This window comes from Streptosporangium sp. DT93 (genome assembly GCF_049844535.1).
Taxonomy (GTDB): Bacteria; Actinomycetota; Actinomycetes; order Streptosporangiales; family Streptosporangiaceae; genus Streptosporangium.
The window spans coordinates 137936-156355 of the sequence record NZ_JBNCLF010000017.1; the positions used below are offsets into that span (position 1 = coordinate 137936).

An 18420-nucleotide genomic window follows, 5' to 3' on the forward strand; every position below is an offset into this window, starting at 1 on the left:
CCGGCCCCGCACGCAAGATCCCGTCCGGCACGCTCGGCTCGGCGAGCGGAGAACCGATGCGCCGAACGGCACCTGGGAACCGACGAGGCCCCGCGGCAGGGTTGAGGCATGGCAGGCACAGCACTCTTCCCGGATTGCTGGAGCACGCCTCACCCGTACGCCCCAAGGAGTCATTGACGTGAGAACCACAGCAGTCCGGTCAGGGATCACCGCCGTCGCCCTGTCGCTGGCCACCGTCGCGACGATCGGCACGTCGGCCTCGGCCGCATCGTCCCCGTTAGGCGAAGAGCCCAAGTGGCGCGTGTCCGGCACGGCGAAGATCTACTTCGAGCCGGCGGCCGCCGACGACATCACCTTCACCATCGCCGCGCGCGGCGTCTTCACGGAGGCGAGGGGCACCGTCAAGGTCGCCCATTACAGCCCCGACGGCAACGGCGGGGGATTCGAGGCGGACGTGGACTGCCTCGTGGCGGGCGGACCGGTCGCGACGGTGACCGCCGTCATCACCACCTCCACCTCGTTCCCGGTCGGTGAGAGGATCGCGGTCAGCGTGTACGACAGCGGGACGGACAGGTCCGGCCGCAGTCATGATCGGATCGGCTGGAGCTGGTCGGTGCCGACCGGCGAGGTGCAGCCCTGCATGGCTCCCGCGACGTTCGGCGCCGTCACAGGGGGCGGGTTCACCGTGGTCGCCAAGGGCTGGCCCAAGCCTCCCGCGCAGACCGGCACGGGGAAGTAGCACCGCCGTCGGCGGTTCCTGTCGTCAGGCGCGTCTGCGTGCCGTGAGGAGAAGGTACTCCCACTCCATCGCCGTTCCTCCCTCGCCTCGCTGGTGGCGTCGGGCCAGTTCGGTGAGGGCGTCGTCCAGGGCGGCGGCCCGGTGGGGGTCCCCGGCCATCCCCCGGTAGACGGCGACGGTCGGGCCGTAGTTGGCCTTGAAGTAGTCGAGGAACGCGCCGGGGTGGGCGAACCGGTCGACCGTGACCGTCTGCCTGCGTACGACGACATCGGTGACCGCGTCCCCGAGCAGCGCGCGGACGTGGTCCTCGTCGCCCCACAGCGGAGGGGGCTGCGCGCCGGGCGGGGGCGGGGGCGCGTACGGCTTCATCGTCGCGAACATCTGGCCGACGAACCCCTCCGGCGTCCAGTTGAGCAGGCCGATCGTGCCGCCCGGGCGGCAGACCCGGACCAGCTCGCCGGCGGCGGCCCGGTGGTGGGGGGCGAACATGACGCCGAGACAGGACAGGACCGTGTCGAACTCGCCGTCGGCGTACGGCAGGGCCTCCGCGTCGTCCTGCCGCCACTCGATCTCCGCGCCGCGCCGCGCGGCCAGGGCCCGTCCCGCCTCCAGCAGTTCCGGGGTCAGATCGCCGGCCACCACGCTCGCCCCGGCCAGCGCCGCGGGAATGGCGGCGTTGCCGGACCCGGCGGCCACGTCCAGCACCCGGTCCCCGCGTCCCACCCCGCACGCCTCGACCAGGATCGCGCCCAGCTCGGGGATGATCTCGGTGGCGACCGCGGGATAGTCGCCCATCGCCCACATCGCGCGGTGCCTGGCCTTCAGCGCACGGTCGGCTTCCAGCGCGTCGCTTTGTACGTTCATCGTGCTTCTCCCTCATCGCCGCGGTGGCCTGGAATCGACGGTAAGGAGGGACGGGTCCGCCATCCAGTACACGATCTGTACCGGCACCCGCCGAGCCCCGGTCCGCTGTCTCCGACGCTCACGGCGGCGGAGCTTAGACTCGGGGCGTGGGCTCCTCGTATCACCAGTTCTGCCCGGTCGCCAAGGCCGTCGAACTGCTCGACGAACGCTGGACGCTGCTCGTCATCCGCGAACTGGTGTGCGGGACCGAGCGTTTCAACGAGCTGCGTCGCGGCCTGCCGCGCATGTCCCCCACGCTGCTGTCCCGACGGCTGCACCGGCTCACGCACGCCGGAATCGTGGAGAGGCGCGTCGAGGACAACGACGTGCGCTACGTCCTGACCCAGGCCGGCCACGAGCTGCGGCCGGTGGTCGAGGCGCTCGCCGCCTGGGGCGTCCGCTGGGTCGGGGAGCTGGGCGACGAGGACCTGGACCCGAAGCTGCTGCTGTGGGACATGCACCGCAACGTCGACCGGGCCGCCGTTCCGGACGGGCGGACGGTCGTCGAGTTCCTCTTCCCGGACGTGCCGCCCGGCAGCCGCCACTGGTGGATCGTGATCACACGTGACGAGGTCGACGTCTGCGACACCGACCCCGGCCACGCCGTGACCGTGACGGTGACCGCCGGTCTGCGCAGCCTGGTCGAGGTCTGGCGCGGCGACCTGAGCTGGCCGGACGCGCTGCGGGCCCACGCGGTCGAGGTACGGGGCCCCGAGGCGCTACGCCGCGCCGTGCCCCGGTGGTTCACCCTCCCGGACTGGGCCTCCGTGCCCCGGCCCGCCTGACACGCGAACGTCCCAGGCCGCCGGTCGACGGTGTAAATCGATCTTCATCGGTCAAGGTCCGACGGCCTTCGAAGGTGATGGCGGAGGCATTCAAGACGGCTCTCCACCGCATGGGACACGGGACGGCGGTCAGAGGTAGAGGACCACCAGGACGGTGAGGACGATGCCCAGCACCGTGAACTCCGGCGTTCTGGGCCGCCGGACGGCCTCCTCGCGTGAGGAGATCACCAGGACGGTGATGACGGCCACCGCCGCCAGCAGGTGCAGGCCGTACCAGAGGGGGATGGGCAGTTTCCCGAGGACGGTCCCGGACAGCAGGTCGTCGGCGGATCCGTAGCCGGCCAGTGCGGCGAGCGCCCCCAGGCACAGCGCCGCGAAGGCGTACCGGAAGCGGCCGAGCAGGGCCCAGAGGATCGTTCCTCCGACGAGCAGGACCGAGGAGGTGTGGTGCAGGGTCCGGACGAACACGAATTCGTACATGTCGAAGCTGAGTCTCAGGAGCGAGTCGGTGGCGGCGCTCATGGGGACGCCGTGCAAGGGGGTGTAGGAACCGGTGTAGGACACCGTCTCGCCGTTGGGCACGTAGAAGAAAGCCAGGAAGCCTCCGGTGAGCAGGAGGATGACGAAGCAGTAGATCAGCATCTCGCCCAGCAGTTGCCTCGCGCGTTCCATTCGGCATATCTCACCACAATGGCCATTTCCCGGCCTGGGATTACAGGGAAAAAGGCAGCCACAAACCGTATGGGCGGCGATGACCGTTACAAGAGTCGGCCGGAGGCGGTGACCGTCACAGGAGGCGGGCGAGGGTGGTGGCCGTCTCGTCCATTCGTTCGTCGGGGATGGCGTCGCCCGTACGGCCCAGTAGGTCGAAGACCCCGCGTCCGCGCAGTTCGCGTGGCAGGTCGACCATGCGCGGCACGATGTGGAAGTGCACGTGGTGGAAGCCCTCCAGTTCGGCGAACTGCACCACGTACGTCTTGGCGCAGCCGGTCACCTCGTGCAGCGCCCGCGACAGGCGGACCTGCCAGGTGCCGAGCCCGGACGCCTCCGCGTCGGTCAGGTCGGCGATCGCCGTGACGTGGCGGCGCGGGACCAGCACCAGCCATCCCGGCAGGGCCGTGCCGATCGCGTGGGCCACCCGCCAGTGCTCGTCGAACGCGATCCTCTCCCGCGACGGCAGCGCGCCGAAGCGCGCCTCCCGCTCGCAGGTGTAGCAGTCCGCAGGCGTCGTCATGAGATCCGATGGTACGGACCGTGACCGTGACCGTGACCAAGGCCGGGAACGGGGCCAGAGCTGGACCGGTCGCGTTCCGGCCGGGCCGAGGTCAGAGGCCGGTGGTCAGCGGTAGCGGGCCAGTTCCCACGGGTCGTGAGCGCTGATGAGCGAGACCTCGTCGCCGTGGTCGCGGACGAGTTCGCGCAACCGGGCCTGGGTGCCGAGCCGGAGGTCGCGGTGGACCTCCGAACTGGTCTGCACGAGGTCGAGCATGGGGTGGGGGTGGGGGTTCTCGTCGAGTTCCCGGTGGTAGTAGTAGGCGTCACCGCAGTGCAGGAGCCAGCGGTCGCCGTCGCGTACGGCGACTCCGGTGTGGCCGGCGGTGTGGCCGCCGAGCGGGACCAGCCGGATCTCCGATGACAGGCCTCTGGGCTGGGCGGAGGTGAACCCGAACCACTCCTCGCCCCGCTCGGGCGTGCAGGCGACCCACTTGGGGCCGTGTGCCCAGTGGGCCGGGCGGTAGCGGAAGCTGGGTGCCTCGGCGGTCGCCGCTTCGCGTTCGGCGGCGAGGACGTGGACCTGGGCGTCCGGGAAGTCGGGCAGGCCGCCGCAGTGGTCCACGTCGAGGTGGGTCACGATGATGTGGCGTACGTCGGCGGGTGAGTGTCCCAGCCGGGTGATCTGGCGGACGGCGGTCTCCTCCTCGGCGAGCAAGGGCTGGGCCATCGCGACCCAGTCGGAGCCGAGGGTGCCGTCCGGGTCGCGGACGTTGCCGAGGCCGAGGCCGGTCTCGATGAGGACCAGTCCGTCGGAGTCGGTCTCGACCAGCAGGCAGTGGTTGACGGCGTGGGCGGGAGCCGGGCCGTCGTAGGTGGCTTCGATCCGCCGTACGGAACCGCAGTTGAGGTGATGGATGTTCACGGCGGCTAGTCTGCGACCTGAAGCGTGGTTCAAGTCAAGGAGGCGTCGTGGTGGAGTCCCTGCTGGACATCGGCGAGGTGGCCGAGCGTTCCGGGCTGGCGCCTTCGGCGCTGCGGTTCTACGAGAAGAGAGGCCTCATCGCCTCGTCGGGCCGTAACGGCCTGCGCCGCACCTACCGGCCCGACGTTCTCGACCGCCTCGCGCTCATCGCCTGCGCCCGCGGCGCCGGGTTCACGATCGCCGAGATCAGCAGGTTCCTGGTGGCCACGCCCGACGACACCGGGCTGCGCGTGCGGATGGCGGAGAAGGCGCGGGAGCTGGAGGAGGACATCGCCCGGCTCACCCTGATGCGCGACGGTCTCCACCACGCCTCGACGTGCACGCACGAGCCGCTCGTGGAGTGCCCCGACTTCAAGCGCACGTTCAAAGGCCTCCCGATCCCCGCACCGTCCTTCGGCCGTTGAAAGGACCCGGGCGGGTGAGCGCGTCGCCCGGCGGCAGGGGCGCGGGCGGGGTGACGAGGCGATCCGGCCTCACCGCAGCGCGTTCTCCGCTCGCAGGTGCGGCGGTCCGCAGGCGTCGTCGCGAGGTCTGACGGTACGGACCGGACTGGCCCGGCCCGATCTCAGGGGAGATCGGGCCGGGCTGTTTCGCGGGGTCCCGGGTCTCACCGGTGGTCGTGGGCGGACCCGGCCGGGCCGGTTCGTGGACGTCCGGGGCTCATCGGTGGTCGTGCAGGCGGGCGCGGAGCAGGTTGGGGTCGGTGGCCGTGGTGTAGGCGGCGCTGAGGACGTACACGTCCTTCCCGCGCAGCGCCACCGAGGTGGGGTTCTGCAGTCCGTCGCCGGCGTCCAGGACGGTGGTGACGGTGCCGTCGGCGCGGACGCGGACGACCGTGTTGGGGGCGTTGAGGGCGGCGAGGACCTCGTCGCCGCGGCCGGTGAAGGCGAAGTCGTCGATGCCCTTCATGCCCGACGCCTTGACCTGCGGCGCTCCCGCACGGTTCCCGGAGCGGATCGGGATGCGCAGGAGGGTGCCGCGGTCGAGGTTGCTCACCCACAGCGCGCCGCGGTGGACCTTCGCGCCGTTGGCTCCCAGGAAGCCGGTCGAGGAGAGTTCGGGAGCGGTGGACCACGCGGTGGGCGTACCGCCGGTGACGGGGACGGTCCACACGGTGCCGAGTACCGAGTCGGTGATGTAGAGGCGTTCGCCGCGCCCGTCCAGGGCCAGCCCGTTGGGCAGGCCGTTCGCGGGCAGGGCGGCGATGCGCTTGGGGGCCCGGCCGGGGCGCATCCGCCACAGGCCCGTCAGGTCGGCCGTGCCGGTCGCGTACAGCACGTACACCGTGCCGTCGGAGGTACGGACGATACCGGTGGCCAGGGGGAAACCGAGGACCGGCGTGCCGGCTCCGCCGTCGGCGGGTGCGGGCAGGGTCGCCAGGATGCTTGTCGTGCCCCGGGGGGTGACCTGGGCCACCTGGCGGCTGGCGGCGAAGGTGACGTTCGCCGTTCCGTCGGGCAGCAGGGCGATGTTCTCCGGCATCTGGCCCGCGGAGAAATCGAAGTGGGTGGCGACCCGCACGTTCGTCAGCGGCCCGTCGGTGGACGTCACGCCGGCCGGGGTGGACGTCGCACCCGCCGGGGCGGCCGCCGTAAGGGTGGCGGCGGCCATCAGAACGGCAGAGGCGGTGATCTTGATGCTTCGCTTGGACATGGTTCCTTCACTGTTTTCTGGCATGCGGCGGCCGCGGCGCGGCGCCGGTATCGGGAGGTGCTGTGGTCGAAGGGGCGTCGTGGTCGGAGGACGCCGTGGTCGAGGTGGCCGAGAGATCGCCCGGGTCGGGGGCGTCCCGGTCGGAAGGCGCCTTGGGGAGAAGGAGAGGGACCGGTCTCGTGGCGTGGTCAGGCCGACGGATGAGAGGCGCAGGTCACGTGACGGTGCAGGTCAGGCGCGGGGGCGGGTCAGGTGATGATGCGAGTCGGGGTAGGGGCGGGTCAGGTGGTGGTGCGGGTGTCGGTGTCGTGGCGCGGCCGGGTCGTTTCCGGGCTCGTGGTGACGTCGGAGGAACGCGCGGTGACGTGGGAGAGAAGGGTCAGGGCCGTCGCGGACGGAGACCCCGGATCCGCCGTGGCCACCACCAGGACCGGGCCGTCTCCCTCCGGGCTCCGCAGCGTCTGCTGGGTGACCGTCAGCGTTCCGACCGTGGGGTGGCGCATCTCGTAGTCGGCGACGTCGCAGGCCAGGACCCGGTGGTCGGCCCACATCGCGGCGAACTCCGGGCTGTTCATGGTCAGCTCGCCGATCAGTCCGGCCAGCAGCGGATCGTCCGGGTGGTGCCCGGCCGTCAGGCGCAGGTTGCCCACCACCGCCCTGGCCTTGGCGGGCCAGTCGGCGTACAGCTCGCGGGTGTGGGCGTCGAGGAACACCAGCCTGGCCATGTTCGGCCGTCGCGCCGGGACGTCCGGGGCGTCCGGGTCGAGATGACCGGCGAACAGCCCGTGGCCCTGGCGGTTCCAGGCCAGGACGTCGGTGCGGCGGCCGAGCACGATGGCGGGTGCGTTCTCGAAGGCCGCCAGCAGTGCCCTGGTCGCCGGGCCGACGCGTTCGGCGGGCGGCCTCTTGGGGGAGGATCCACCGCGTCTCGGCGTACGGGCCAGGGCGTGCAGGTGGGCACGCTCGGATCCGTCCAGGCGCAGGGCGTTCGCTATGGCGTCGAGCACCTCGCGCGAGGCGTTGCGTGACTGGCCCTGTTCCAGGCGGGTGTAGTACGGCGCGCTGATGCCCGCGAGCATCGCGAGCTCCTCGCGCCGCAGCCCGGGCACCCGGCGCCGCTCGCCGTAGGTCGGCAGTCCGACGTCCTCCGGCCGCAGGAGGCCCCGGCGTGCCTGGAGGAAGTCGGCGAGTCGCCCGTGCTCGTTCATGGGTCCAGTATGTGCACGGCCGGCGATCCGTGCCTCACCCCGTCGGGGTAGGGATCGGCGGGGGTGAAACGTCCTTCGACGGATCGTGGGGGCGACCTGGTCGGGCACCACCGGGCACCGCGCGAACCGCCGGCGTGGGCGCACTCGCCAGGAAGAGCGGAAGACAGATCATGAAATGTCCCCGGACGCCGATAGCGTGAGCGGCATGAGCAGCGACGAGATCATCGATTCCCCCACGGGCTGGGTCGCCAAGCACCTCCGCACCTACGTCGAGTCGAACGGCGCGAAGGGCCACCTCTACCACGGCAGGCCCACGCTGCTGCTGACCACCGTCGGGCGCAGGTCCGGGCTGAAGAGGCGAACCCCGTTGATCTACGGTCGCGACGGCGACGCGTACGTGATCGTCGCCTCCAACGGCGGGGCCGACGACCACCCGCTGTGGTACCACAACCTCCTGGCCCATCCGCGGGTCGAGGTGCAGGTGGAGGCCGAGGTGTTCGCCGCCGTCGCGCGGACCGCGACCGCCGAGGAGAAGCCCGCCCTGTGGGATCAGATGGTGGGGATCCACGGCGAGTACGCCGACTACGAGCGCAAGACCGCGCGCGACATCCCGGTGGTGATCCTCGACCATGCCTGAGGTGCTGACCCGGCGCGCGCTCAACCGGGCGACCCTGGCGCGGCAGTCGCTGCTGGAACGGTCGGCGCTGCCGGTGCCGGAGATGGTCGAGCGGGTCGCCGGGCTCCAGGCGCAGACACCGCACACGTGGTACGTCGGCCTGTGGTCCCGGATCCGGGACTTCGACCCCGAGCGGGCCGCCGGTCTGCTGGAGGACCGGACGCTGGTGAGGATCGCCCTGATGCGGTCGACCATCCACCTGGTCACCGCGCGCGACTGCCTGCGGTGGCGTCCGCTGGTCGAACCGGTCATCGGGCGCGTCACCAAGGGCGCGTTCGGCAGGCACCTGCGGGACCTCGACCTCGACGCGGTCGCCGCCGCGGGCCGCGCGCTCGTGGAGGAGCGGCCGCTGACCTTCGGCGCGCTCGGCAAGGAGCTCGCCGCGCTGTTCCCCGGCCGCGACGCCGCGGCCCTCGCCCAGGTCGTACGGGCCAGGGTCGCCCTGGTCCAGGTCCCGCCCCGCGGCATGTGGGGCCGGAGCGGCCCGATCGCCCACACCAGCGCCGAGCACTGGCTCGGCGCGCCGCAGGAGGCGGCCCCCTCCGTCGAGGACTTCGTGACCCGCTACCTGGCCGCGTTCGGGCCCGCCGGCGTCATGGACGTGCAGGCCCACTGCGGGCTCACCCGGCTGCGCGAGGTGATGGAGCCGATGGATCTGCGGACCTTCCGCGACGAGCGGGGCGGGGAGCTGTACGACCTGCCGGACGCGCCGCGGCCCGCCGAGGACACCCCGGCCCCGGTCAGGTTCCTGTACGACTACGACAACGCGCTGCTCTCCTTCGCCGACCGTACCCGCATGGGCACGCTCGATCCCGAGCAGGTCACGCGCGCCTGGCCCGAGCACGGCCCGGTCCCCGGGCCGGTCCTCGTCGACGGGACCGTCGCGGCCACCTGGGCGACCGCCCGCGAACGCGGCACCACGACCCTCACCGTCACCCCGTTCGCGCCCCTTACTGCCCGCCACCGCGACGAGGTCGAGGCGGAGGGCGGGCGTCTCCTGCGCTTCCTCGCCCCCGCCGACACCCACGCCGTCCGCGTCACCGCCCCCTGGTGAGCGGGCCTCACCGCCCTGCCCTCGTACGGTTCTGTGCGATGGGCCGGGTCCGGTGTCCATACGTCCGGTCGGCCCTCGGCCCTCGACCTGTTCGGGTCGCCGTTTCCGGCCACCCGGGAAAGAGGGTGCGCCCGCCGGCGCTCACGACTTCAGTTTGATCCTCTTCCTCGACGCCCCCGGGTACACGACGACCAGGTGCTCCTCCCCCATGTCGCCGACCCGCACGTGGACGCGGAGCCGGTAGCGGCCCTTCCCCGCGATCGCGAGGTTCGGCATCGGGGCGCCCGCGCCCACGTCTCCGCCGTCCTTCTCCGGCACGGTGAGCCGACCGCTGCGGCTGACGATCGGCACCTCGGTGACCCGGTCCCACCCGGCCGTCCGCCGTGGCGGCGCGGCGCGGAATGCCTTCACCGTGAGGCACAGATCGATGACGTCCTCATGGTGCCCGACGAGCACCACGCTGCCGGCCGTCCCGATGAGGGTGTTGTCGTCGTAGAGCTCGTCGATCGCCCGCTCCGCCGCTTCCTCGCCCGTTTCGTCCTCGGGGTCGTGGACCATGTAGCCGTGATCGCCGTCGGCGAACAGGAAGTACTTGGCGGTGGCCTGGGCGACGCCCTTCGTCCGGGGCCAGGGGTCGCGACACTCCGCGTTCTTCTCGGCGATGTAGGCGGTATTCGCCGCCTCCCTCTCCTCGGCCGACCGCAGCAGGTCGGGCTGGGTCGCACCGATGATCTTCGGGCAGATGTAGACGAGGTCCCACGGGTCCGCGCCCCAGGTGGATCGCTCGCTCCCGGCCCGCGTCAGGATCGCCGTCTGCTCGTCGCCGTCCTTCGCACGGCACAGCGCCCGCCCGGACGCGAGGATCTGCTGGTCCGACAGGCTGTCGGGGAACATGGGCGGGACGCCGCCGTCCGTGTTCCGCGCCCGGCACAAGAAAGCGGCGTCGCGTTCCGCGGGTTTCAGGTCGCCGAAGGCGGGCCGGTCGTAGCAGTCCGTCGACCAGCCGGTGTAGGTGAGGTGCGGGGTCTGCTCCGGAGGGATCAACGCGATGATCGGCAGTACGACCACGGTCGCCGTCGCGACGCGGATCGCGCGCCGCCGCACGAGCGGGAGGTCCACCGGACGGCCTTCGGCGGGAGCGGGCATCTCACGGGCGGTCGCCGCGATCCACACGGTGCTGACGAGCCCTAACGCGTCCATCATGACCAGCAGCGCCAGATCGCCGTCGGAGACCCATCCCAGGAGGGTGTTGAACGGGATCACCAGCGCGAGGAAGCCCGCCGACGACCACCCGGCGATCAGCGTGCCGCGGCTCCACCGGCCGTCGCGCCGCTGTCCGACGACCGTGATGACGGTCGCCGCCACCCCGCACAGCATCAGGCCCAGTTCGACGATGTCGCCCGATCCGAACTCGGGGAGGTCGAGTTGATCGAGCAGTTCGTCGGCCGTCCCGGCCAGCCCTACCGCGAACATCACTCCGGCCGCCGCGCGCAGCGTGCGGGACCGCCAGCGGATGACGAGCAGGTAGAGGACGTCGATCGCGATCCACAGCACGAGCTGCGATGCCAGGTGGACCTCGTAGGGAAGCAGCGTGATCAGGTACCACGGCACGAGGGTGTACACCACCGCCAGATACAGCAGCCGGCGCAGCGCCTTCTCCCGGCGATCCAGCGGTCCCGATATGGGGGCACGCAGGATCAGCCAAAGGAACACGGCCTTCACCTAGGCGGCCACGAGCAGCGCCACGGTCGTCAGGGTGTCGAACTCTCCGCTTTCGTAGAACCCGGCATAGGTCGGCGGCGACCATTCGACGGCCGCCCAAAGCCAGCCGTCACCCAGCACCAGGCCCGCGGCCGCCGCCGCAAGGAGCAGACCTACCGATCCGACCCTGATAATCCGCCATAAACCATCGGAAAGCACGGGAAGTGATCTTAGTGCGACACCGCCGCATGGGCGGAGCCATGATCGAAGGGCGATGCCCTCACCCGTGGAGCTCGCGCAGGGGCGTGGTGGGCAGGGCGATCCAGCCCTCGGTGCGTGCGGGGCCGGTCTGCTCCCCCGCCGGGACGGTCGCCAGACCCAGGAGCGCCGCGCGGGCGGTGAGGGCGGCGATGACGGCGTCCGTGGCGTCGTCGGAGGCGCGGCAGACGCGCTCGTACGGGCCGAGGTCGAGCCAGGGCGCCGCCTCCCGCAGCCCGTCCACCAGGTCCCCGAGGGCCGCGAGGTTGGCGGAACGCTTGTAGCCGCGGAAGGGAAGTCCCCACCGTTTGAGCGACGCCGCGGGGTAGACCTCCACCACGACGCCGTCGCCCCGGCGGTCGGCCGGGCGGCCCCGGCGGGTGAGTTCGGCCAGCAGGGCCGCGCAGCGCATGGCGGTGTGGCCGATGCGGTCGGCGGAGACGCTCAGCGGGGTGAGGCCGGTCAGGTCGTGGACCACCCGGTCGGTCACCCGGAGGGCGAGGTTCCTGCGCCAGTCCCGTCCGGCGACGCCGCCGGGCACCTGGACGTGCCCGGCGCGGTGGGCGACGACGAAGTCGACGAACGCGTCCGGCCAGCCGATGGGACAGTCGACACCGGCCTTGTCCGCTCCCATGATCGCCTCGACGATCACGTCGTCGTCCGCCTGGATCTCGATCCGGGTGACGCGGGCACCGTCCTCGGACCAGTCGAGCCATGCCACGGCCGTCCTGACCGCCTCCGCCGCGAGATCGACCCCAACCGTGAGCATCCCCTCACGATAGATCGGCCCGCTCGCCGGGACGGCCCGGGAACTCGGAAGGAGCGGGAAGGCCGGGGCAGGTGTTCCGGCGGCGTTGGCGGTAGGCGAGGGTGGCCACGCCCAGCGCGACCCCCCACGGCACCCACAGCAGGCCGGGCGCGGCGGAGCCGTTGATCCCTCCGCCGAGGATCGCCCACCGCCACACCGCCAGCCCGGCCACCGTCACCGCGACCGTCACCACCGTCGCCGGGATCACGGCCATCGTCACCGGCACCCGGCGTCCGCCCAGGTAGGGCACCCATCGCGGGAAGGTCTCACCCCAGCTCATGGCCAGGCCGGTCGTCAGCAGCGCGCCGCCGACCGCGCCGATCGTCAGGCTGTACGCCAGGATCGGGCTGACGTCCTTGGACTGGAAGTCGGCGGCCAGCGCCCGGACGAACGCCTCGTCCACCCCGAGCGGGATGCCCAGGTTCCAGGCCGCCCGCTGCAGCGCGTACGGCAGCGGGGCCAGCACCGCCACGACGGTGGCCCACCGGCCGATCCGCGTCCAGCGCCGCCGCTCACCGGGGTCGGCGGGCGGGCGTCCGCAGGCGGGGCACGGCGAGCGGCGCAGCAGCTGTGCCGCGGTGGCGGCGAGCAGGAGGCCCCCGGCCACGCACAGCGCCTGGTTGAGCACCGGCCAGTCGACCAGTCCCACGTTCCCGAACAGCGAGTAGGCGAGGTTCTGCAGGATGCGGACGTCCGGGACCACCAGCAGCAGGGGCGTCGCGAGGACGAACAGCACGGCGGCGAGCGGACGGCGCGGCAGGCGCCGTCCCCACGGCATGACCGCCGCCAGCGTGGCCGCGAGCCCCGCCGCGCATCCGGCGGCGACGACGGCGCCGGTGGGACCCGGCGTCGCGGCGGCCAGCCGGCTCCCCATGTCCCCGCCGTTGACGTCGGAGGCACCGAACGGGAAACCCGCTCCGCCGGACGCCCAGTACGCGCCCAGGAACCCGTAGACGAGGCACCACAGCGACGCCGCCCAGGCGACGAGTCTCAACGTCCGGTGCGGTGTGGACGGTGTCGGGTGGGACATCACGGCTCCTCGGTTCGGCCCGCCCCGGCGGGGCGGTCACGGGTCGAGCATCGCGACCGGTGCGGGCCGGTGGATATCCCCCGATCGGCAGACGCGGCGGGCGCCGGGCGTGACCTAGGGTGAGGCTCGTGCCGACCGTCCCGACCATCCCGACCACCGCCGACCAGGCACGACAGGGTGCCGGCCGCCCCGCAGTACGGGCGGGGACGACGGCCGGTGTGACGGTGGCGGTGCTGGTGGCGGCCGCGGTGCTGCGCCCGGACGCCGGGTGGCCGCACGTGCTGCCCTCGGTGGTGGCGCTGGTCACGCTGGGCGCGATCGCGGCCGGCCGGCCCCGTACCGGAAGGTTCGCCGCCGTCGCCTCCGGCGCGGTGGCGCTGGTCTCGCTGGCCGCCACCGCGATCTGGCTCGCGGGCCCGTCCAGGGCCGGTGGCGGCCCCTGGCCCCTGCTGCACACCCTGGCGCTGATGGTCCTCGTCGCGCTGACCTGCCGCTGGGCACCCGTCGCGCACGCCGTGGTGGCAAGCACGCTCGCGGTGCTCGCCATGGCGCTCCTGGGCATCCCGATCACCGGCCTGGCGGCGGCGAGCGGGTGGGAGCTCGTCGCGATCTGCGCGTTCTGGTCGCTGGCCGCGTTCGTCGGCGCGGGAGCGGGCGGGTACCTGCGCTGGCTCGACGCCCACCGGGTCCGGGCGGTGCGTCACGCCCGGCGGGCACAGCGCCTGCGGCTGGCCACCGACCTGCACGACTTCGTCGCCCACGACGTCAGCGCCATGGTCATCCAGGCGCAGGCCGCGCAGGTGCTGCTGCGTACCGATCCCGAGGAGGCGGCCCGGATGTTGCAGCGGATCGAGTCCGACGGCACCCACGCGCTGGCCTCCATGGACGGCACCATCCGGGTGCTGCGCGAGCTGGAGGACGGTGAGGAGAGAGGCTCGGGATCCCGTACGACGTCGCCCGGGGTGGCCGAGCTGCCCGAGCTGGTCCGGCGGTACGCCGGTTCGGGCACGGGCCCGATCGAGCTGGAGACCGACCCCGGGCTCGACGCGGCCCTGAACCGTCAGGTGGGCACGACCGTGTACCGGGTGGTGGTCGAGTCGCTGACCAACGTTCGCCGCCACGCCGTCCCGGGCGCGGCGGTCGTCGTGACGCTCCGCCGGTCCCCGGAGGGGGTGTCGCTGACGGTCGTCGACCGGCCCCCGGACACGGAACGGGGACGCCGCGAATTCGACGGCCCGCAGGACGCCCGTGAACCCGCCGCTCGCCGGCGCAGCGGGATCGGGCTGGCCGGGCTGGCGGAGCGGGTCGAGGCGCTCGGCGGCACGTTCACCGCCGGTCTCCTGCCGCCGGACGGCTGGCAGGTGCGGGCGTGGTTTCCCACCGGTGCCGCGGGCCTCCCCGACATGAACGGGGACACCGACGTGAACGGGGACACCGACGTGACGGAGGCGACGACGTCAACGGAGACGATGTGAACAGGGACGGCGCCGGGATCATCCGGGTGCTCGTCGCCGACGACGAGGAGCGCGTCAGGTTCGGGTTCCGTACGATCCTGAACTCGGCGCCGGACATCGACGTCGTCGGGCAGGCCGCCGACGGTGTCGAGGCGCTGGAGCTGACCAGGAGGCTGCGGCCGGACGTGGTGATCGCCGACATCCGGATGCCGCGGATGGACGGGCTGGAGCTGACCCGCGTGCTGTGCGCGCCCGAGGCGCCCGTCGTGACGCGGGTCGTCGTGGTCACCACCTTCGACCTGGACGCCTACGTGCACACCGCGCTGCGCCACGGCGCGTGCGGTTTCCTGCTCAAGCACTCGGGGACCGCGCTGCTGATCGAGGCCGTCCGTGCCGCGATGCTGGGCGACTCGCTGATCAGCCCCTCGGTGACGGTACGGCTGCTGCGGCAGCTGTCCGGTGTACGGGACACGCCGCAGGCCCCGTCACCGCTCACCGGCCGGGAGCTCGACATCGTGTCGCTGGTCGCCGATGGGCGGACCAACCCGGAGATCGGCGCCGAGCTCTACATCACCCCGGGCACCGTCAAGACCCACCTGGCCCACATCCAGCGCAAACTGGGCGTCCGCAACCGGGTCGGCATCGCCGCCTGGGCATGGGAGACCGGCCACCACCGACCGGGGGGCTGAGCCACCGGCGGAGATCTGTTCCCTTGGTCGCCGTCGAGGGCGGCCCGGCTCTCCCTCGGGTACGTTGAGCCGAATGAGGGATCAGCACGCGGAGATCGCACCGAACCATGAGACGTGGCAGGACCTTCCAGAGCACGGGACGTCGTGGACGTGGGCGGGCCGGTCGCGGGGCAGGGCGCCGGGCGCCTCGTTCGCCGCTCTCGCCGTCGCCCTGACCACCGCGCTCTCCGGCTGCGCCGCGTCGCAGGGCGCCACCGCGTCCGCGGCGGGCGACCGGGCGGCGGACGCGGCCGCGGAACCGGCGCGGACGAACGGACCGACGCCGGCGGATCCGGCCGCGACGGACCCCGCCGCCCCGGGACGGGCCGCGACGGCCCCGGCCGGCGACGGAGCGGCGACGCCTCCGGGGGAGCAGGCCGCCGGGCAGGTGCCCGCCCCGCCCGCGCCGGACGTGGCGATCCCCGCCGACCCTGCGCGCCTGGCCCGTTCCCTGACCACCACCACCGCGCGGCTGCGGACCGCCGTCGACGCGTGGGTGCGCGAGGGCGACCCCGGCAAGGGGAACCCTCCCGAGCAGGTGGTGCTGCTGGCCCTGCACGAGCAGCGCATCTATCGCTACCTGGTCCGCAACCGGGAGGTCGCCGCCCGTACCTTCGCCAGGTTGCCCAAGGCGCTGGCCGCGACGGCGAGGGACAACGTGACGGCCGGGCGGAACCTGCTCTCGCTGGTCAAGCCCATCAGCGGCGCGGCGAAGTTCCGCGTCCAGCCTGCCAAGCCCGCCGACTTCCTGCTCGCCCAGTTCAAGCACGCCGAGCGCCGGTTCAAGGTGGACTGGGAGGTGCTGGCGGCGGTGATGTTCGTCGAGACCAAGTTCGGCCGCGTGCGGTCGCCGAGCCACACCGGTGCCAAGGGGCCGATGCAGTTCATGCCGCGCACCTGGGACGCGTACGGGATGAACGGGAACATCCAGGACACCCGGGACGCGCTGCTCGCCGCGGCCAACTACCTGCGCGCCTCGGGGGCGCCGCGCGACTACCGGCGCGCCCTGTACGCGTACAACCACTCCTACGCCTACGTCGACGCGGTGCAGCTGTACGCGCGCCAGATCAAGCGGGACGTCAGGAACTACTACGCCTACTACAACTGGCAGGTGTTCGTGGTCACCACCCGCGGCGACCGCCGCCTCACCGGTCCCTGACGGAACCGGCCCTTGACGGAAGCGGTCCCTGACGGAGCCGTCCCCCGTGTGACACCCTGCCGGGGAGGAGCCGCCCGGAACGTTCTGACCGGAAGCGGGAGTCTGGGCGCCTCGGAAGGCTGGGAGGACGGATGCTGGCCGAGCAGTTCGGTTACCGGGTGATGCCGGGGGTCGCCCTCGACACCCCCGGCGTACAGGAGATCCTGCGGGGCCGGGAGCGGCCGCTGCGCCTGGGGGCCGCCCTGCTCGCCGTCGAGGCGGTGCTGCTGACGGCCGCGGTCGTGAGCTGGGAACCGGGGTCGGCCGTCGCCGTGATCCTCGTGATCGTCCTTCTGCTGACCGCCGCTCCGCTCCTGCTGTGGCGCCGGGCCCGGCGCCTGGAACGGGCGGTCATGGCCACGTACGGATGGCAGGTGTGGCCGTGCGCCTCCGAGAGCGTGAAGGTGGTCGCCGCGGAGGGGCAGCGGCACCGGGGGCGGCGGTGGGCGCGGCAGGACCGGGTCGTGCTGCTGCGGCCGGACGGCCAGGCCCAGTGCGCGTTCCTCCCTCCCGACGAGGGGAGGCGACCGGACGGGGAGGTCTGGTTCGCCGGTGACACCCGGTTCGGCGGGATGCTCGCGATGCCCGGCGGCCTGCCCTTCCGCTACGTCGTCCGCGCCAAGCCGGGCGGCGCCAGGGGCACCCCCGAGGAGGACCGCGCCGCCCGGGCCGCCGGCCTGATGCCCCGGTCCTGGCGCCCGCGCGGCTGACTCCTCCGACGGGGAAGAGGCACCGGGCCGACGCCTCCCTCGGGGAAGAAACACCGGGCGGCACCAGGCTGACGCCTCCGGGGGGAAGAGACACCGAGTTGACGCCTCCGGTGGGGAAGCGGTGCCGGGCGGTCGCCGGAGCCGCGATCAGGTGCCCTCCGTCGTCGGCCCCATCATCCCGGCCAGGCGCTCCACCTCCGGATGACCGTCGCCGAGCACCAGGCGCTTGATGGACAGCGCCTCCCGGTAGCGCCGTTCCGCCTCCTCGGCGCGCCCCTGGAGCGCGTCCAGGTGCGCCAGGTTCACCTGGCACACGGCGACCTCGTAGTGGCCGGCCCCCAGGCGGTCGCGGAAGATGTCCAGGGCACGGCGCAGCGCGTCCCCGGCCTCGGCGTGCCTGCCCTCGGCCGCGAGCACCGAGCCGAGCACCGCCAGGTCCCCGGCGACCTGCGGGTGGGCCGGGCCGAGCACCCCGCGCCGGATCTCGATCGCGGCCCTGGCGTGCTCCTCCCCTCCCACGGCGCCCCGGGCGTGCGCGAGGCCCGCGAGGTTGTGCAGGGCGTCCGCCTCCATCAGGGGATTCCCGCCGTGCCGCTTCAGGCGCGACAGCGCCTGCCGGTACCAGATGGCGGCCTCCTCGTGGCGGCCGGTCTCCTTGCCCAGCACCCCCAGGCCCAGCCGGACGGTCGCCTGCCGTACGTGGTCGGTCTCCTCCAGCAGGGCGAGCGCGTCGCACAGGCGGATCTCGGCCTCGTCGTAGCGGGCGTTCCTGCGGGCGACGTCACCCATGAGGACGAGCGCGTCGGAGAGCGCGCGATCACGCGACGTCCCGGTGGGGACCCGCTCCAGCGACTCCGCCGCCTGCCGCGCGCACCGGTACGCCTCCGCGTACCGGGTGAGACCGTGCCACAGCGTCGCCAGCTCGACCAGGAGCGGGACCCGCCCGGCGGGGTCCACCCGCCGGACCGTCTCGTCCGCCCGCCGGGCCCACCGCTCCCCCTCGGTGTACCAGCCGCGTCCGCAACAGTAGGTCCCGCGGAGCAGGCGCCGCCGGGTGAGCCTGATACGGCGGCGCCCGACGAACCGCGTGAACCGATCAGGCGGCGTCAAGAGGCGGCTCGCAGTGGTTGGCGATGCGGATGGCCTCCGCCGTCGCCGTGCCGCTCATCAGAACGACGAGGAACGGTACGGCCAGCGCCGTCGCCATGGTCCCCAGGCGTCTCATCATGCGCATGAACACTCCTTCTGTCGTGGTGGTGTCAGGCGTCATCGTGGATCCACGGTCTTGCGGATCGCTTGGGAACGGCTGCCATCACAC

Annotated in this window: 21 protein-coding genes; 9 read left to right on the top strand and 12 right to left on the bottom strand. The window is 72.7% G+C overall.

What is annotated here, in order from left to right; translation table 11 throughout:
* Nucleotides 1-178: 178 nt before the first annotated feature.
* A complete protein-coding gene (locus ACLQ2R_RS30595; RefSeq protein ID WP_425964462.1) occupies nucleotides 179-739 on the top strand; it encodes a hypothetical protein in 561 nt (186 codons plus the stop codon).
* Nucleotides 740-763: 24 nt separating this feature from the next.
* On the opposite strand, the gene ACLQ2R_RS30600 is transcribed toward ACLQ2R_RS30595, so the two are convergent.
* Nucleotides 764-1603, bottom strand: a complete 840-nt coding sequence (locus ACLQ2R_RS30600) for a class I SAM-dependent methyltransferase (protein ID WP_425964464.1) — start codon at nucleotides 1601-1603, stop codon at nucleotides 764-766.
* Between the two features lie 146 nt (nucleotides 1604-1749).
* Here ACLQ2R_RS30600 and ACLQ2R_RS30605 point away from each other — a divergent pair, with 146 nt between their 5' ends.
* The gene (locus ACLQ2R_RS30605; protein ID WP_425964466.1) at nucleotides 1750-2427 is read left to right on the top strand and encodes a winged helix-turn-helix transcriptional regulator; all 678 of its coding nucleotides are present in this window, start codon (nucleotides 1750-1752) and stop codon (nucleotides 2425-2427) included.
* Nucleotides 2428-2556: 129 nt separating this feature from the next.
* Here the strand turns inward: ACLQ2R_RS30605 and ACLQ2R_RS30610 are convergent, their stop codons facing one another.
* The 3 genes from ACLQ2R_RS30610 to ACLQ2R_RS30620 all read right to left on the bottom strand — a co-directional run bounded on the left by ACLQ2R_RS30610 (nucleotide 2557) and on the right by ACLQ2R_RS30620 (nucleotide 4564).
* Nucleotides 2557-3099 carry a hypothetical protein gene (locus tag ACLQ2R_RS30610; protein ID WP_425964468.1) on the bottom strand — a complete coding sequence of 181 codons (543 nt, stop codon included), beginning with the start codon at nucleotides 3097-3099 and terminating at the stop codon, nucleotides 2557-2559.
* 115 nt (nucleotides 3100-3214) lie between these two features.
* Complete coding sequence (locus ACLQ2R_RS30615; protein WP_425964470.1) at nucleotides 3215-3661, bottom strand: HIT family protein; 447 nt, start codon at nucleotides 3659-3661, stop codon at nucleotides 3215-3217.
* Nucleotides 3662-3766: 105 nt separating this feature from the next.
* Complete coding sequence (locus ACLQ2R_RS30620; protein WP_425964472.1) at nucleotides 3767-4564, bottom strand: MBL fold metallo-hydrolase; 798 nt, start codon at nucleotides 4562-4564, stop codon at nucleotides 3767-3769.
* A gap of 47 nt (nucleotides 4565-4611) precedes the next feature.
* Here ACLQ2R_RS30620 and ACLQ2R_RS30625 point away from each other — a divergent pair, with 47 nt between their 5' ends.
* Nucleotides 4612-5028, top strand: a complete 417-nt coding sequence (locus tag ACLQ2R_RS30625; RefSeq protein ID WP_425964474.1) for a MerR family transcriptional regulator — start codon at nucleotides 4612-4614, stop codon at nucleotides 5026-5028.
* A 256-nt stretch (nucleotides 5029-5284) separates the two neighbouring features.
* Here the strand turns inward: ACLQ2R_RS30625 and ACLQ2R_RS30630 are convergent, their stop codons facing one another.
* Together ACLQ2R_RS30630 and ACLQ2R_RS30635 are read right to left on the bottom strand one after the other, a co-directional pair.
* Entirely contained in the window at nucleotides 5285-6277 is a 993-nt protein-coding gene (locus ACLQ2R_RS30630; protein WP_425964476.1) for a hypothetical protein, read from the bottom strand.
* A gap of 281 nt (nucleotides 6278-6558) precedes the next feature.
* Nucleotides 6559-7485: a helix-turn-helix domain-containing protein gene (locus tag ACLQ2R_RS30635; RefSeq protein WP_425964478.1), complete on the bottom strand. Its 927-nt coding sequence runs from the start codon at nucleotides 7483-7485 to the stop codon at nucleotides 6559-6561.
* A 205-nt stretch (nucleotides 7486-7690) separates the two neighbouring features.
* Between ACLQ2R_RS30635 and ACLQ2R_RS30640 the strand changes: the two genes are divergently transcribed.
* Nucleotides 7691-8122 (top strand): nitroreductase family deazaflavin-dependent oxidoreductase, encoded by a 432-nt coding sequence (locus tag ACLQ2R_RS30640; RefSeq protein WP_425964480.1) that lies wholly within the window; start codon nucleotides 7691-7693, stop codon nucleotides 8120-8122.
* Nucleotides 8115-9215 carry a winged helix DNA-binding domain-containing protein gene (locus tag ACLQ2R_RS30645; protein WP_425964482.1) on the top strand — a complete coding sequence of 367 codons (1101 nt, stop codon included), beginning with the start codon at nucleotides 8115-8117 and terminating at the stop codon, nucleotides 9213-9215. The genes ACLQ2R_RS30640 and ACLQ2R_RS30645 overlap by 8 nt, the downstream gene beginning before the upstream one ends.
* A gap of 141 nt (nucleotides 9216-9356) precedes the next feature.
* On the opposite strand, the gene ACLQ2R_RS30650 is transcribed toward ACLQ2R_RS30645, so the two are convergent.
* From ACLQ2R_RS30650 to ACLQ2R_RS30665, 4 genes are all read right to left on the bottom strand, one after another.
* Entirely contained in the window at nucleotides 9357-10928 is a 1572-nt protein-coding gene (locus tag ACLQ2R_RS30650; RefSeq protein WP_425964484.1) for a hypothetical protein, read from the bottom strand.
* 9 nt (nucleotides 10929-10937) lie between these two features.
* Entirely contained in the window at nucleotides 10938-11135 is a 198-nt protein-coding gene (locus tag ACLQ2R_RS30655) for a hypothetical protein (protein WP_425964486.1), read from the bottom strand.
* 61 nt (nucleotides 11136-11196) lie between these two features.
* Entirely contained in the window at nucleotides 11197-11943 is a 747-nt protein-coding gene (locus tag ACLQ2R_RS30660; RefSeq protein ID WP_425964488.1) for a DUF429 domain-containing protein, read from the bottom strand.
* 4 nt (nucleotides 11944-11947) lie between these two features.
* Nucleotides 11948-13012, bottom strand: a complete 1065-nt coding sequence (locus tag ACLQ2R_RS30665) for a hypothetical protein (protein ID WP_425964490.1) — start codon at nucleotides 13010-13012, stop codon at nucleotides 11948-11950.
* 128 nt (nucleotides 13013-13140) lie between these two features.
* Here ACLQ2R_RS30665 and ACLQ2R_RS30670 point away from each other — a divergent pair, with 128 nt between their 5' ends.
* From ACLQ2R_RS30670 to ACLQ2R_RS30685, 4 genes are all read left to right on the top strand, one after another.
* Nucleotides 13141-14487: a sensor histidine kinase gene (locus tag ACLQ2R_RS30670; protein ID WP_425964492.1), complete on the top strand. Its 1347-nt coding sequence runs from the start codon at nucleotides 13141-13143 to the stop codon at nucleotides 14485-14487.
* On the top strand, nucleotides 14484-15155 hold the full coding sequence (locus ACLQ2R_RS30675; RefSeq protein WP_425964493.1) for a response regulator: 672 nt from the start codon (nucleotides 14484-14486) through the stop codon (nucleotides 15153-15155). Before ACLQ2R_RS30670 ends, ACLQ2R_RS30675 begins: the two co-directional genes overlap by 4 nt.
* Before the next feature lie 73 nt (nucleotides 15156-15228).
* The gene (locus ACLQ2R_RS30680; RefSeq protein WP_425964495.1) at nucleotides 15229-16353 is read left to right on the top strand and encodes a transglycosylase SLT domain-containing protein; all 1125 of its coding nucleotides are present in this window, start codon (nucleotides 15229-15231) and stop codon (nucleotides 16351-16353) included.
* A gap of 131 nt (nucleotides 16354-16484) precedes the next feature.
* Entirely contained in the window at nucleotides 16485-17102 is a 618-nt protein-coding gene (locus ACLQ2R_RS30685; RefSeq protein ID WP_425964497.1) for a hypothetical protein, read from the top strand.
* A 147-nt stretch (nucleotides 17103-17249) separates the two neighbouring features.
* Here the strand turns inward: ACLQ2R_RS30685 and ACLQ2R_RS30690 are convergent, their stop codons facing one another.
* Together ACLQ2R_RS30690 and ACLQ2R_RS30695 are read right to left on the bottom strand one after the other, a co-directional pair.
* Nucleotides 17250-18212, bottom strand: a complete 963-nt coding sequence (locus ACLQ2R_RS30690) for a tetratricopeptide repeat protein (protein WP_425964499.1) — start codon at nucleotides 18210-18212, stop codon at nucleotides 17250-17252.
* The gene (locus ACLQ2R_RS30695) at nucleotides 18199-18336 is read right to left on the bottom strand and encodes a hypothetical protein (RefSeq protein WP_425964500.1); all 138 of its coding nucleotides are present in this window, start codon (nucleotides 18334-18336) and stop codon (nucleotides 18199-18201) included. Before ACLQ2R_RS30695 ends, ACLQ2R_RS30690 begins: the two co-directional genes overlap by 14 nt.
* Between the last annotated feature and the right edge of the window lie 84 nt (nucleotides 18337-18420).

Bases quoted from the DNA above. Each gene is read 5' to 3' on its own strand.
- ACLQ2R_RS30600 (WP_425964464.1), bottom strand. From the start codon at position 1,603: ATGAACGTACAAAGCGACGCGCTGGAAGCCGACCGTGCGCTGAAGGCC.
- ACLQ2R_RS30610 (WP_425964468.1), bottom strand. From the start codon at position 3,099: ATGGAACGCGCGAGGCAACTGCTGGGCGAGATGCTGATCTACTGCTTC.
- ACLQ2R_RS30615 (WP_425964470.1), bottom strand. From the start codon at position 3,661: ATGACGACGCCTGCGGACTGCTACACCTGCGAGCGGGAGGCGCGCTTC.
- ACLQ2R_RS30630 (WP_425964476.1), bottom strand. From the start codon at position 6,277: ATGTCCAAGCGAAGCATCAAGATCACCGCCTCTGCCGTTCTGATGGCC.
- ACLQ2R_RS30635 (WP_425964478.1), bottom strand. From the start codon at position 7,485: ATGAACGAGCACGGGCGACTCGCCGACTTCCTCCAGGCACGCCGGGGC.
- ACLQ2R_RS30640 (WP_425964480.1), top strand. From the start codon at position 7,691: ATGAGCAGCGACGAGATCATCGATTCCCCCACGGGCTGGGTCGCCAAG.
- ACLQ2R_RS30645 (WP_425964482.1), top strand. From the start codon at position 8,115: ATGCCTGAGGTGCTGACCCGGCGCGCGCTCAACCGGGCGACCCTGGCG.
- ACLQ2R_RS30660 (WP_425964488.1), bottom strand. From the start codon at position 11,943: ATGCTCACGGTTGGGGTCGATCTCGCGGCGGAGGCGGTCAGGACGGCC.
- ACLQ2R_RS30665 (WP_425964490.1), bottom strand. From the start codon at position 13,012: ATGTCCCACCCGACACCGTCCACACCGCACCGGACGTTGAGACTCGTC.
- ACLQ2R_RS30680 (WP_425964495.1), top strand. From the start codon at position 15,229: ATGAGGGATCAGCACGCGGAGATCGCACCGAACCATGAGACGTGGCAG.
- ACLQ2R_RS30685 (WP_425964497.1), top strand. From the start codon at position 16,485: ATGCTGGCCGAGCAGTTCGGTTACCGGGTGATGCCGGGGGTCGCCCTC.
- ACLQ2R_RS30695 (WP_425964500.1), bottom strand. From the start codon at position 18,336: ATGCGCATGATGAGACGCCTGGGGACCATGGCGACGGCGCTGGCCGTA.